This window comes from Arthrobacter sp. P1_B3, from assembly GCF_056406615.1.
Genome location: NZ_JBFTZV010000045.1, coordinates 1 through 12,714 on the forward strand (window position 1 = coordinate 1; position 12,714 = coordinate 12,714).

General features: G+C 67.4%; 11 protein-coding genes. 3 read left to right on the forward strand and 8 right to left on the reverse strand.

What is annotated here, in order from left to right; genetic code table 11:
- The first annotated feature begins 143 nt into the window (after nucleotides 1–143).
- Complete coding sequence (locus AC1D2F_RS23200) at nucleotides 144–1,112, forward strand: DUF389 domain-containing protein (protein WP_476967846.1); 969 nt, start codon at nucleotides 144–146, stop codon at nucleotides 1,110–1,112.
- An 87-nt stretch (nucleotides 1,113–1,199) separates the two neighbouring features.
- On the opposite strand, the gene AC1D2F_RS23205 is transcribed toward AC1D2F_RS23200, so the two are convergent.
- The 4 genes from AC1D2F_RS23205 to AC1D2F_RS23220 form a co-directional block, all read right to left on the reverse strand.
- Nucleotides 1,200–3,275 carry an acyltransferase family protein gene (locus AC1D2F_RS23205; protein WP_476967847.1) on the reverse strand — a complete coding sequence of 692 codons (2,076 nt, stop codon included), beginning with the start codon at nucleotides 3,273–3,275 and terminating at the stop codon, nucleotides 1,200–1,202.
- Nucleotides 3,276–3,581: 306 nt separating this feature from the next.
- On the reverse strand, nucleotides 3,582–5,192 hold the full coding sequence (gene groL, locus AC1D2F_RS23210) for a chaperonin GroEL (RefSeq protein WP_476967848.1): 1,611 nt from the start codon (nucleotides 5,190–5,192) through the stop codon (nucleotides 3,582–3,584).
- 81 nt (nucleotides 5,193–5,273) lie between these two features.
- Nucleotides 5,274–5,570, reverse strand: a complete 297-nt coding sequence (gene groES, locus AC1D2F_RS23215; RefSeq protein ID WP_018773735.1) for a co-chaperone GroES — start codon at nucleotides 5,568–5,570, stop codon at nucleotides 5,274–5,276.
- A gap of 549 nt (nucleotides 5,571–6,119) precedes the next feature.
- Nucleotides 6,120–6,554, reverse strand: coding sequence for a hypothetical protein (locus AC1D2F_RS23220; protein ID WP_476967849.1), 435 nt, complete (start codon nucleotides 6,552–6,554; stop codon nucleotides 6,120–6,122).
- Between the two features lie 66 nt (nucleotides 6,555–6,620).
- Between AC1D2F_RS23220 and AC1D2F_RS23225 the strand changes: the two genes are divergently transcribed.
- The gene (locus tag AC1D2F_RS23225; RefSeq protein WP_476967850.1) at nucleotides 6,621–7,844 is read left to right on the forward strand and encodes a class I SAM-dependent methyltransferase; all 1,224 of its coding nucleotides are present in this window, start codon (nucleotides 6,621–6,623) and stop codon (nucleotides 7,842–7,844) included.
- Nucleotides 7,845–7,897: 53 nt separating this feature from the next.
- Here the strand turns inward: AC1D2F_RS23225 and AC1D2F_RS23230 are convergent, their stop codons facing one another.
- Nucleotides 7,898–8,731: a shikimate 5-dehydrogenase gene (locus AC1D2F_RS23230; RefSeq protein WP_476967851.1), complete on the reverse strand. Its 834-nt coding sequence runs from the start codon at nucleotides 8,729–8,731 to the stop codon at nucleotides 7,898–7,900.
- Nucleotides 8,732–9,030: 299 nt separating this feature from the next.
- Here AC1D2F_RS23230 and AC1D2F_RS23235 point away from each other — a divergent pair, with 299 nt between their 5' ends.
- Nucleotides 9,031–10,182, forward strand: a complete 1,152-nt coding sequence (locus tag AC1D2F_RS23235; RefSeq protein ID WP_476967852.1) for a glutamate--cysteine ligase — start codon at nucleotides 9,031–9,033, stop codon at nucleotides 10,180–10,182.
- A gap of 88 nt (nucleotides 10,183–10,270) precedes the next feature.
- On the opposite strand, the gene tsaD is transcribed toward AC1D2F_RS23235, so the two are convergent.
- The 3 genes from tsaD to tsaB are packed head-to-tail and all read right to left on the reverse strand — an operon-like array spanning nucleotide 10,271 to nucleotide 12,596.
- The gene (gene tsaD / locus AC1D2F_RS23240) at nucleotides 10,271–11,407 is read right to left on the reverse strand and encodes a tRNA (adenosine(37)-N6)-threonylcarbamoyltransferase complex transferase subunit TsaD (protein WP_476967853.1); all 1,137 of its coding nucleotides are present in this window, start codon (nucleotides 11,405–11,407) and stop codon (nucleotides 10,271–10,273) included.
- Entirely contained in the window at nucleotides 11,404–11,871 is a 468-nt protein-coding gene (gene rimI / locus AC1D2F_RS23245; RefSeq protein WP_476967854.1) for a ribosomal protein S18-alanine N-acetyltransferase, read from the reverse strand. Before rimI ends, tsaD begins: the two co-directional genes overlap by 4 nt.
- A gap of 53 nt (nucleotides 11,872–11,924) precedes the next feature.
- The gene (tsaB, locus tag AC1D2F_RS23250) at nucleotides 11,925–12,596 is read right to left on the reverse strand and encodes a tRNA (adenosine(37)-N6)-threonylcarbamoyltransferase complex dimerization subunit type 1 TsaB (protein WP_229994806.1); all 672 of its coding nucleotides are present in this window, start codon (nucleotides 12,594–12,596) and stop codon (nucleotides 11,925–11,927) included.
- Between the last annotated feature and the right edge of the window lie 118 nt (nucleotides 12,597–12,714).

Genomic DNA, 12,714 nt, shown 5'->3' on the forward strand with positions numbered 1-12,714 from the left:
GCCCGCGGGAAGCCCTCCCGCGGCCCTGGCGGCAGCCTTCCCGCGCCCGGCGAACGGCGCACCCGCGGAGCCGGCCGGCGGCGCCGGCCGCGGCGCGGTCGTGGCGCGGAAGCTAGGCTGGACGAGTCTGAGGAGGCCGCTAAGTGATCGTGCAGCTGCGCATTTGTGTCCCGGGTGAGTTGTCCGGAGTTGTTGTCGAAAGTTGTACAAGTCACGTCGGCGTCTCGGAAGTCGCGCTGGCCAAGGGCGCTTCCGTCATGCCGCCCGGGGACGTTATCGAGGTCCTGCTGGCGCGCGAATCCGTGGAGGGGCTCGTGGAGAAGCTCCACGTCCTCGATGTCCAGCAGCGGGGATCAATTTCGGTCACCGAGCCGGACCTGGTGCTCTCGGACCGGTCCGACAAGGCGGAGGCGGAAGCACCGGGTGAGGGCGCGGACGCCGTGATCTGGGACGAGGTGTCGCGGCAGACCGGCGAAGATTCGCGCCTGACGTGGACGTTTCTGACCTTCCTGGTCCTGGCGACCCAACTGGCGGCCATCGGCATCGTGACGGACTCCACCATTGCGATCGTCGGTGCCATGGCCGTGGGCCCGGAGTTCGGCCCGCTGGCTGCGCTGGCCGTGGCCCTGGTCCGGCGCCAGCGCCGGCTCGGACGCGACGCGGCGCTGGCCCTCGGCGTCGGCTTTCCCGTCGCGATGCTGGCTGCCGCCCTGGCCGCATGGCTGTCCGTGCCGCTCGGGCTGTTTCCGCGTGACGCGCTGGACCGCGGTTCAGCGGTTGAATTCATTTACCACCCGGGCCCGTATTCCCTGATCGTCGCCGTGCTGGCCGGCATAGCCGGGATGCTGTCGGTCATCAGCCGGCGTTCAGCGGCGCTGGTCGGGGTGTTCATCTCGGTCACCACGGTGCCGGCGGCGGGGTTCGTGGCTGTGGCACTGGTCCTGGGCGAGTACCAGAAGGCGGCCGGCTCCGCCCTGCAGCTGTTCCTGAACCTGCTGGGAATCGTGGTGGCCGCCGTCGGGGTTCTCATCTTCTACCGGCTGGTGACCAAGCGGCTGCCCCCGGACGCCGCGATCCGGCTGCGGCGCCGGGCGGACCGTTCACGGCGCTGACGGCCCGGCGCTGGCGGCCGGCCGCGTGCCGGCAGTCAGTCAGCTCGGCAGTCAGTCAGTCAGCCGTCCCAAAGGACCGTACGGTCGTTACCCGGCGTTCCAGCCGGTAGCTGCCATGAACTTGGTCTCAAAGTACGGAGTGAGGCTCTCCATATAGGTCCGGGTGACGTGGTTGTCATCCTTGTAGACCATCACATTGCCGATCACGGCCGGGCAGAGTTTGTCCGGGCAGAAGAACCGGCTGAAGTCCAGAAACTTGGTGGCCGGCAACTGCCCGGCCACGGCTGCATCGGGCGACGCGGCCTGGTAGTTTTCCGCGGTCGTCGTTCCGCAGGCGGCGTAGTTTTCGGGGTTGCTCTCGAGGCAGGCGGGAACGGCCTCGTGCAAGCGCGGGGTGTCCCGCAGCGCCACCACGGGGATGCCGGCGTCGTTGATGGATTTGATCGGCGGAACCCATCCCGGGTCCATGAATTCGGTGTTGCTCGGGTCGGGGTCAGTCCGGGTGCTTGTTGTCACCACGACATCCGGCTTCATCTCGAGCACCTTCTTGAGGGTGTCCTTGTTGAAGTCCAGGCAGCCCTCCGAGAGCCCCGCGGCCTGGTGGTCCGTCACGGGGCAGTACCCCTTGGTGATGGCCTCCACCCTCCAGCCGTACTTATCGGCCATGGTGAGGATGGGGGTCGCCCAGACGTGGGCATGCGAGTTGCCAATGATCAACACGGTCTTGGTGGGATTCTGCTTGCCGTTGTTGCAGACGTTGGTGAGTTCCTTCTCGTCCGCTTTACAGCCGCCCGCGTACTCGGGCCATTCCTCCGCTGCCGTGGCGAGGGTGGGAAGGAGCGGGGCAGACTTGTCTGCCCCGTCGACGTAGGCGGGGTCCAACGACCGGGCACCCGGATTATTGGCCCAGGCCTGGCTCGCCGCGGCTGCCGTGGCGATGTTGAGCTGAAGCTGCCAGCCGGCCAGCGGCACGACGGCAGTGACCACAGCCGCGGCGATGGCAATGAATGCGCGGCGCCGCCGCACCTCCGGCCATTTCCATTCCCGCCAGGGTTTCTCCACAAAGCGGGTGGTGAGATAGGCGAGCACCAGCGACACGGTGACGATGACGGCGCCGGTGATCGGCCCCGCACGGTCCCGGTGCGTCGCGGCGAGGGAGATGACCAGGACCGGCCAGTGCCACAGGTACAGGGCGTACGAGATGTCGCCCAGCCGGACCAATGGCTTTGAACTGAGGATCCGGTCGACGCCCAGCTTGCTGCCGGACTGCCCGGCGGCGATGACGCAGGCCGCCGCCAGGGTGGGCCAGAGGGCCACGAACCCGGGGAAGGACGCCTGGACGTTGAGCAGGAGGCCGCAGCTGAGCATGGCCACAATGCCCAGCCAGCCAAGGGCCAGGCGCCAGCCCCGGGGAAGCCGCAGGCCGGGAAGGGCCAGGGCCACCAGGGTGCCGAGCGCGAACTCCCACAGCCGTGCCCAGGTATCGAAGTACGCCACCGTCTGGGACGTCTGGGTGAAGACGATTGAGTAGACGAGCGAAACAGCGAAGATCAGGGCGAATATGTAGCACAGCAGCACGCGGTAGCGGAGCCTGAAGTGTCTGGCGAGGAGTGCCGCTCCCGCGAAGATGAGCGGCCACAGGATAAAGACCTGCCCCTGGATCGAGAGGGACCAGAAGTGCTGGAAGGGGCTGGCCTGGCTGTGGTCCGAGGCGTAGTAGTTCGTGGCTTCGGACTGCAGGAGCCAGTTCTCGGCGTAGAACAGGGAGGCCCAGCCCTGGTTGATGACTTCCAGCCAGCGGGTCCGGGGCAGGAACAGGATACTTGCGGCGAGTACGGCCACCATGACGGTGACGGCAGCCGGAATCAGGCGCCGGAAGAGGTGCAGCCAATGCTTGAGCAAAGCCATGGGCCGGCCCTGCTCGTAGCGGCCGACGAACTGCAGCGTCATGAGGAAGGCGGAGATCAGCAAGAACACATCCACGCCGCCGGAGACCCGGCCCAGCCAGATGTGGTAGCTCATGACCATCAGCACGGCCAGGGACCGGAGTCCTTGGATTTCTGGCCTGAATGTGGATTTTCGGCCGGCCTTGGGTGCGGCGGGGCTGGCCCTGTGCGCGGCACCGTGGCGGGCAGGCAGGGGCGAGGTTCTTTGCTGTGTCATAGAACAACCCCTCAACCAGATAACCAAAGCGTCCATGTTACCAAAACGTAATTTTGATGGCCAATCGTCGCAGCAGCCACCGATCTCCATTGAGGCACGCCAGGGTGTGAGTTTCCAGTGAATTCTCGGCGGCGGTGCGGCGCTTGCCTGGTCAAGGCGCCAGAATCCGGGCAATTTGCCGCCAGAATCCCGGCAGAACTGTGGCGGGTATGCGGTTGACGTGCGTCCGGTCAGGTCGGCGGCTCAAAGAGGGCAGAAAAAAGGACGGCCCGGCAAGATGCCGGGCCGTCCCCTTTGCGGCAGAACCTAGTGCCTGTGGCCTGCGTGCTCGTCTTCGTCAGCTGGCTTCTCCACCACGAGAGTTTCCGTGGTGAGGACCAGCGCCGCGATGGAGGCCGCGTTGCGCAGAGCCGCACGCGTCACCTTCACGGGGTCAATGACGCCGGCCGCGATCAGGTCTTCGTATTCGCCGGACTTGGCGTTGAAGCCCTGGTTCACGGCGGATTCGGCCACCTTGGCAGCCACGACATAGCCGTCGAAGCCGGCGTTCTGGGCGATCCAGCGCAGCGGCTGGACCAGGGCGCGGCGGACGATGCCGACGGCCGCAGCCGCGTCGCCTTCGAGGGCCTGGACGGCAGCGTCCTCGTCGAGCGCCTTCAGCGCGTGGATGAGGGCGGAACCGCCGCCGGCCACGATGCCTTCTTCGAGGGCAGCGCGGGTCGAGGACACGGCGTCCTCGATGCGGTGCTTCTTTTCCTTCAGCTCAACCTCGGTGGCAGCGCCGACCTTGATCACGCCGATGCCGCCGGCCAGCTTGGCCAGGCGTTCCTGCAGCTTTTCCTTGTCCCAGTCCGAATCGGTGCGGGTCAGCTCGGCGCGCAGCTGGGCAACACGGGCGGCGACGTCCTCGGCCGAACCGGCGCCGTCGACGATCGTGGTGTTGTCCTTGGTGATCGTGATGCGGCGTGCGGTGCCCAGCACCTCGAGGCCAACGGTGTCCAGGCTCAGGCCCAGCTCCGGGGAGACAACCTGCGCACCGGTGAGGGTCGCGATGTCCTGGAGCATGGCCTTGCGGCGGTCACCGAAGCCCGGCGCCTTGACGGCGACGACGTTCAGCGTGCCGCGGATGCGGTTGACGATGAGCGTGGACAGGGCCTCGCCCTCGACGTCTTCGGCGATGATGAAAAGCGGCTTGGAGCTCTGCAGCGCCTTTTCCAGCAGCGGCAGGAAGTCCTGCACCGAGGAGATCTTGCCCTGGTTGATCAGGATCAGGGCGTCCTCGAGGACGGCCTCCTGGCGTTCCGCGTCGGTGACGAAGTACGGGGACAGGTAGCCCTTGTCGAACTGCATGCCCTCGGTGAGGACCAGCTCGGTCTGCGTGGTGGAGGATTCCTCGATGGTGATCACACCATCCTTGCCGACCTTGCCGAACGCCTCGGCCAGCAGCTCGCCGACCTCGTCGCTCTGGGCGGAGATTGCGGCAACGTTGGCAACCTGCGTGCCCTCAACCGGGCGCGCGTTCTCCAGCAGCCGGGCGGCGACGGCCTCGACCGAAACCTCGATGCCGCGCTTGATCTCGCCCGGTGCGGCGCCTGCCGCTACGTTGCGCAGGCCTTCCTTGACCAGGGCCTGGGCCAGGACGGTGGCGGTGGTGGTGCCGTCACCGGCAACATCGTTGGTCTTGGTGGCGACCTCCTTGGCAAGCTGCGCGCCAAGGTTCTCGTAGGGGTCATCCAGCTCGATTTCACGGGCGATGGTCACGCCATCGTTGGTGATCGTGGGGGCGCCCCACTTCTTGTCCAGTACGACGTTGCGGCCGCGCGGGCCTAGCGTGACCTTGACGGTGTTGGCGAGCTTATCGATGCCGGCTTCAAGCGACCGGCGGGCAGCGTCGTTAAACGCAAGCTGCTTTGCCATGGTTTTGTCCTTTCAAGACAGAACCCCGCGCAACTGATCCATTCAATGCGAAAGGATCGGCTGCGCGGGGGTCCAAGAGAGTTACTTTACGACGATCGCCAGAACGTCGCGGGCGGAGAGCACGAGGTACTCGGTGCCGCCGGTCTTGACTTCGGTTCCACCGTACTTGGAGTAGATGACGACGTCGCCAACGGCAACGTCAATGGGAACGCGGTTGCCGTTGTCATCAAAGCGGCCGGGGCCTACTGCAACAACTTCGCCTTCCTGCGGCTTCTCCTGTGCGGAGTCCGGGATAACCAGGCCGGAAGCCGTGGTCTGCTCGGCTTCGAGCGGGCGGACAACAATACGATCCTCAAGAGGCTTAATAGAGACCGACACTCGGACCTCTCCTTTTCGTCAGCAAATTCGTGGACTATGAAGCGGTGATGCCCAGGCGCACAGACCGTCGTCGCGGTGCCGGCAGCGTGCCTGGCGGAACGCGCTTCATGTGTTAGCACCCTCCTAGGGAGAGTGCTAATGACGACTCTATGTAAATGGTTAGCACTCGGTCAAGGCGAGTGCCAGAAATTCGTTCCGGGTGAACATTTCCACGGCGGGACATGCCCAATTTTCGTGGCGGCCGGTGGACACTTGGGGATCATGCTCTCTGCCCGGGCTGAGCGATGGACATGCCCCACGGGTGCGGGCTGCCCGGGAGGACATGCCCATTCCTGGCGCTGGACGCTGCACATACCCCACGGGTGCGGGTGGGCCAGAGGGACATGCCCATTTTTCGTGGCGGCCGGTGGACACTTGGGCATCACGCTCTCTGCCCGCGCTGGACGCTGGACATGCCCCACGGGTGCGGGCTGCCCGGGAGGACATGCCCACTCCTGATGCCGGGTGCTGGGCATGTCCCATGGACGATCGGGCCTTGCGGGCCCGCGCCTACTGGCCTGCGAGGTCTTCGAAGTCCACGTCCTCGCCGTCGTCTTCGTCCACGTCCTGGCCCTCGTCGTTGCGGTGTCGGTACATCAGCACGGCGCCGGCGGCGGCCAGCAGGATGCCCGTGATGAGGAAGATGATGCCGCCGAGCCGGGCAGCGGCATAGGTGTCGCGGATGGCCCGGGCCTCGTCCGTGGCGTCCTGGACGTTCTTGCCACCGACGGAATACACGGTCGCGTTGAAGGAGTCGAGGAAGAAAATGATCACCAAAAGGGCAATGCACACGACGGCGATCACGGCGCCGGCGATCAGCGCCGGCCGGGCGTAGGGGGCGAGACCCTGCGGGCGCCGGCGCCCCTGCCCGGAGTAGTCGTTCCCGGCTGTGTCTTGCCCGGCTGTGTCCTCTGCGATGCTGTCGCCTGTCCCGCTGTCTTCCATGCCGTCAAGCCTAGCCCCCGCGGTCCGGTCACAGCGTGCCCGCGGAGCTCAACTACGCTGGATGGCATGACTGACGCACCGCAGGAACATATTGCCCCGATCCTCACGCCCGAGGGCTGGGAGCTGCTGGCGTCGCTGGGCCCGTACCGTGAGGACGAGGCCTTCCGCCTCACCGCGGCGTTGCGCAAGGCCGGCCACTCCCCCGAAATGGTCTCGGCGGTCCTCACGCAGTCCCGGCTGCGGACCAAGGCCGAGGCCAAGTTCGGAGAGTTCGCGCGGCAGATGATCTTTACCAAAGCTGGCCTGGAGCAGGCCACCCGGCTCACGGTGGCGGCGCGGCACGCGCAGCGGTTCGCGGAGGCCGGGATCGGCCACGTCGCGGATCTCGGCTGCGGGCTCGGGGCCGATGCGATGGCCCTGGCGTCCCTGGACCTGGTGGTCACCGCAGTGGAAATGGACGAGGCCACGGCCGCCTGCGCCACGATGAACCTGATCCCGTTCCGCAATGCCACCGTGGTCCATGCGGATGCCACCTCGGTGTCGCTCGAGGGGGTCGACGGCGTCTGGCTGGACCCGGCCCGGCGCACCACGTCCACGTCGGGCACCAAACGGATCTGGGATCCGGAGGATTTCTCCCCTCCCCTGTCCTTCGTGGCGTCGCTGGCCGGCTCCGGCCGCGCCGTCGGAGTGAAGATGGGGCCCGGCATGCCGCACGATTCCGTGCCCGCGGATTGCGAGGCCCAGTGGGTCTCCGTCGGCGGGGACGTGACCGAGGTGGCCCTGTGGTTCAACGCGGTGCGGCGTCCCGGCGTGCGGCGCGCAGCCCTCCTGCTCGGCCCGCAGGGTGCGGCCGAACTCACCAGCGGCGAGGACTTCGACGGCGGCCCGGTGGCGCCAGTGGGTCCCGTGGAGGGCTATCTGTACGAGCCAGATGGAGCGGTGATCCGCGCCGGGCTGGTGGCCGACGTCGCCCTCCAGCTGGGCGGGCACCTCGTGGACGAGCACATCGCCTATATCTGTGCCCCGGACCTGCGGGACACCCCGTTCGCCAAGGCCTACAAGATCCTCGACGTGATGCCGTTCAACGTCAAGGCGCTCAAGTCATGGGTCAAGGACGAAGGGATCGGCGTCCTGGACATCAAGAAGCGCGGCACGGCCGTCACACCGGAAGAACTGCGCAAGCAACTCCTGCCCGGCGGAAGCGCAAAGCACAAGAGCAAGAAATCAGCCACCCTGGTCCTCACCAGGATCGGCGAGGACCGGGTGGCCATCTCGGTGGAGCCTGTCTAGCTCCGCCCGGCCAGGATCCCGGGGCTAAGCTGCCGGGCCGCCGGCCTATTGCACTATTGGGCCCGCATGAACTCCTCGGCGGACCTGATCTGCTCGTCCGTGGGCCGGATCCCGGTGTAGAGCACAAACTGCTCCAGCGCCTGGATCGTGGCTACCTCGGCTCCCGTGATCACGGTCTTGCCGGCCGCGCGGGCGGCCTTGATGAGAGGCGTCTCGGCCGGGAGGGCGACGACGTCGAACACCACCTTCGCGGCGTCGATGGCCTCCTGCGGGAAGGACAGCGCCGCCGCGTCCGGTCCGCCGGCCATGCCGACCGGTGTGACGTTGATGAGAAGGTCGGCCGTGCCGGTGCCGGACTCCGCGGAGCCCAGTTCCGCGCTCCAGGTGAAGCCGTACTGTTCGGCCAGGGCGCGGCCGGAGTCTTCGTTGCGGGCCACGACGGTCACGTCTTTGAAGCCGGCATCCCGCAGCGCGGCCACGGTGGCTTTGGCCATGCCGCCGGAGCCCAGGACCAGCACCGAGTAGTCGGTGGGGACGGCGTTGCTGTGCAGGAGCTGCTCGATGGCCGTGTAGTCGGTGTTGTAGGCCGTGAGCCGGCCGCCGTCGTTAACGATGGTGTTGACCGAATCGATGGCCTTCGCCGACGGGTCCATGACGTCAACGAGGGCGATCACGTCCTCCTTGTAGGGCATGGACACCGCGCAGCCGCGGATGCCGAGACCGCGCACGCCGGCGATTGCCTGGGCGAGATCGGTGGGGGCGAAGGCCTTATAGATCCAATTCAGGCCCAGCTGTTCGTACAGGTGGTTGTGGAAGCGCGTCCCGTTGTTGCTGGGCCGGGCCGAGAGCGAGATACACAGGGTCATGTCTTTGTTCAGAATGGGCACAGCTCCATTAAACGCCAGGACGGGTCCGGTCACCCCCCGGCCGCCGGCCCCACGTCGTAACATGAACCGTCGCTGACCAGCTGCTTTGTGAATACACTCACGCACCAGCGGTAACTATGACACGCGTCCCGGCGGCGCCCCTGCACTAGACTTGGACCACCCGTGGCCCTGTCAGCCGCCCGCCCGGCGCCTTGATGGGAAATGTCACGTGCCACCGCCGGTGGCACGTCCGAGGGTGTTTGCCAGCGCATTTCCCACCAGGACCGCGGCCAGTGACAGCAAAACAGTGAAGGGACCACATGAAGATCGAGTTCGCTTCATCCAGGCAGTCGACTCTTGGCGTGGAATGGGAGCTGGCGCTCGTCGACGCCGAGACCGGTGAGCTGGCCTCCGTGGCGAACCAGGTGCTCCGCGGAGTCGCTGCCCGGCATCCCGAACTCAATGAGGACGACGAGCACCCGCACATCAAGCAGGAACTGCTGCTCAACACCGTGGAGCTCGTCACGGGCATCTGCACCACTGTCGCGGAAGCCAAAGCGGACCTGAGCAGCTCGCTCGCGGCCGTCCGGGACGTTACCGATCCCATGGGCGTGGAGATCTTTTGTGCCGGAAGCCATCCCTTCAGCCCGCCACAGCTCCAGCCCGTCACGGACAAGGAACGCTACGCCAAGCTCATTGACCGGACCCAGTGGTGGGGCCGGCAGATGGTCATTTACGGCGTCCACGTGCACGTCGGACTGGACAGCCGGGACAAGGTCCTTCCGGTTCTGGACGGCCTGGTCAATTACTTCCCGCACTTCCAGGCGCTCTCCGCGTCCAGCCCGTTTTGGGGCGGCGAGGACACCGGCTACGCCTCGCACCGCGCCCTCATGTTCCAGCAGCTGCCCACCGCCGGGCTGCCGTTCCAGTTCGCCAGCTGGGAGGACTACGAGTCCTACGTGCAGGACATGTTCACCACCGGTGTGATCGACACCCTCTCCGAGATCCGGTGGGACATCCGCCCCGTCCCGGCCCTCGGCACCATCGAGATGCGCATTTGCGACGGCCTGGCGACCCTCGAGGACGTCGGGGCCATCGCGGCATTGACGCAGTGCCTGGTCGACGAATTTTCCACCACGCTGGAGAACGGCGGCACCATTCCCACCATGCCGCCGTGGCACGTTCAGGAAAACAAGTGGCGCGCGGCCCGGTACGGCCTGGACGCAATCATCATCCTCGACGCCGAAGGCAACGAGCAGCTCGTCACCGAGCACCTGCGCGAGACACTCAAGCGGCTTGAGCCCGTGGCGGCGAAGCTCGGCTGCAGCGCCGAACTGGCCGACGTCGAGAAGATCATCGAGCGCGGCGCCGGCTACCAGCGCCAGCGCCGGGTCGCCGCCGAGCACGGCGGGGACCTGCGCGCCGTCGTCCTGGATCTGGTCAAGCAGATGCGGCAGGGGCCGGACGCCTAGCTCCGGACTGTTGCAGCCTCCACGGAGGCGGACTCAGATTCGCCCGGACCAGGCTTTAGGCCGGACCCGGCTTTAGGCGGTCGAGGCCTCAGGCGGAGACTGTGGTGACCGGCATCGAGGAGTCCGGGGCAAAACCGATTCCGCTCGGTTCCACTCCGGCCATGACCAGTTGGGCCCCGAGGGCCGCCACCATCGCGCCGTTGTCGGTGCACAGCGGCAGCGGCGGCACCGTCAGCCGGATCCCGGCGGCACTGCAGCGTTGCTCGGTGAGCTGGCGCAGCCTCGAGTTGGCTGCGACGCCTCCACCCAGAAGGACCTCCGTGATCCCGTTTTCGCGGCAGGCGAGCACCGCTTTGGAAGTAATGACATCCACCACGGCTTCCTGGAAGGCCGCGGCGATGTCCGCCACGGGGACCTCCTCGCCGCTGGCCTCGAACTGTTCAACGCAGCGGGCGACGGCGGTCTTGAGCCCGCTGAAGGACCAGTCGTAGCGGTGCGGCCCGGGCGCCTCGGCGGTCCCCATGTACTTGGGCTGGGTGAGGCCGCGCGGGAACCGGATGGCCTTGGCGTTGCCGGTGCGCGCGAGCTTGTCGATCGCCGGACCGCCCGGGTAGCCCAGGCCCAGGAGCCGCGCCACCTTGTCATACGCTTCGCCGGCTGCGTCGTCGATCGTGGAGCCCAGCAGCTCGACGTCGGCCGTGATGCTCCGGATCCGCAGGATCTCGGTGTGGCCGCCGGACACCAGCAGCGCGCCCATGTTCTCCGGCAGGGCGTGCGGCGGGGTTTGCGGCGACGGGGCGCCGGACGGCGTCGCGTTGCCGAACAGCGTCATTGTGCCGGCGCCCTGCTGCAGGAGTCCGACGCCGACGTGCGCGACCAGGTGGTTGATGGCGTAGAGGGGTTTTCCGGTGGCGACGGCGAGCGCCTTGGCCGCGCACACCCCCACCATGAGGGCCCCCGCCAGGCCCGGCCCGGAGGTGACGGCGATCGCGTCGATGTCCGCGAGCGTTACGTCCGCCTCGGCGAGGGCCTCCTCGAGGGTGGGGACGAACGCGTCGAGGTGGGCCCGGGAGGCGATCTCGGGAATCACGCCGCCGAAGCGGACGTGTTCGTCCATGGAGGACGAGACGGTGTTCGTCAGCAGAGCGGTCCCCCGGACGATGCCGACGCCGGTTTCGTCACAGGAGGACTCGATGCCGAGCACGAGCGGCTGGGTGCGGTTCATGGTCGGCCTGCTTCCTCTGGCTGGGGGCTAAGTGGTTCGCGGGGCAGCTGGAGCCGCATGATCAGGGCGTCGACGCCGTCGCGGTAGTAGCGGGGCCGGACGTGGATCTGTTCGAAGCCGAAGCGCCGGTAGAGCTCCTGGGCGCGGGGGTTGTCCGCCCTGACCTCCAGCAGCACGTCCTGGGCGCGGCGGCGTCGGCTCTCCACGATCAGCTCGGTGAGCAGGGCCGAGCCGATGCCCTTTCCTTCCTGCTCGGGCACCACAGCGATGGTCTGGACGTCCGAGATCGGTTCGATGCACATGAGTCCGGCGTAGCCCACGATTCCGCCGTGGACCTCAGCCACGAGGTAGCGGCGGGTGTCCGTCTGAGCCAGCTCGTCGTGGAACATCTGCAGCGGCCAGGCATCCACGGGAAAGAGCCGGCGTTCCAGCGCGTGGACGACAGGGATGTCCGCGGGGTCCATGTCCCGCAGGGTGACCCCGCCGGGCAGCCTGCGCGGCGGGGCGTGTTCCGGGCTCACAGGGCACGCTTCCTGGGTCCGGGCACCTGGGCGTCGGATTCGCGCAAGTAGAGGGGGGTGGAGTCCAGGAGCTGTTCGCCCGCTGCGAGCCGGGCGAGCGCGAACTGGCCCAGCGAGAGGGCCTCCGGCTGCCGGGTGCTGAATTCGGTGACCGCCTTGACGACGTCGGAGTAGATTCCGGCCCCGGCACCGTAGACGGGCAGGTCCGGCAGATCCGCGGCGAATCCCACGTGCGGCCCGTCCGCCAGGTGCGGCAGCTGGGCATCGGATAGGGTATACCGTGCCCAGTACACTTCCTTGCGGCGCGCATCGGTGGCGACAATGAACTCCGCGGCCGAGTCGGTGGATTCGGCTACTTCCAGGGCGATCGCGTCCAGGCTCATGACGCCGTACAGCGGCTTGCCCCAGACAAAGGCGAGGGTGCGGGCGGTGACGATCCCGGAGCGCAGTCCCGTGAACGGTCCGGGGCCGACGCCGGTGACGATTGCGTCGACGTCGCGGCCGCTGACGCCGGCCTCGGCCAGGAGCTCGTCGATCCCCGGGGCCAGGACCTCCGCGTGGGTGCGCGTGTCTGCGGTGGCGAAGCTGGCGAGCACGGATTCCGGCGCGTCATCGGAGACCAGCGCGGCGCTGGCGACGGCCGAGGTGTCGATGGCGAGGATCAGCATCAGGAGTTCCGTTCCGGGGTCTGGGGCGTGGTCTCGGGCAGGGGCTCGGTGGCGGGTCCGGGTGCGGTGGCGGGCCCGGATCCGCTGGCGGGCACGCTGGCGGGCACGGGCTCGACGC

Excerpts from the sequence above, each read along its gene's own strand:
- AC1D2F_RS23205 (WP_476967847.1), bottom strand. The coding sequence starts at position 3,275 with ATGACACAGCAAAGAACCTCGCCCCTGCCTGCCCGCCACGGTGCCGCG.
- groL (WP_476967848.1), bottom strand. The coding sequence starts at position 5,192 with ATGGCAAAGCAGCTTGCGTTTAACGACGCTGCCCGCCGGTCGCTTGAA.
- AC1D2F_RS23220 (WP_476967849.1), bottom strand. The coding sequence starts at position 6,554 with ATGGAAGACAGCGGGACAGGCGACAGCATCGCAGAGGACACAGCCGGG.
- AC1D2F_RS23225 (WP_476967850.1), top strand. The coding sequence starts at position 6,621 with ATGACTGACGCACCGCAGGAACATATTGCCCCGATCCTCACGCCCGAG.
- AC1D2F_RS23235 (WP_476967852.1), top strand. The coding sequence starts at position 9,031 with ATGAAGATCGAGTTCGCTTCATCCAGGCAGTCGACTCTTGGCGTGGAA.
- tsaD (WP_476967853.1), bottom strand. The coding sequence starts at position 11,407 with ATGAACCGCACCCAGCCGCTCGTGCTCGGCATCGAGTCCTCCTGTGAC.
- rimI (WP_476967854.1), bottom strand. The coding sequence starts at position 11,871 with ATGGACCCCGCGGACATCCCTGTCGTCCACGCGCTGGAACGCCGGCTC.
- tsaB (WP_229994806.1), bottom strand. The coding sequence starts at position 12,596 with ATGCTGATCCTCGCCATCGACACCTCGGCCGTCGCCAGCGCCGCGCTG.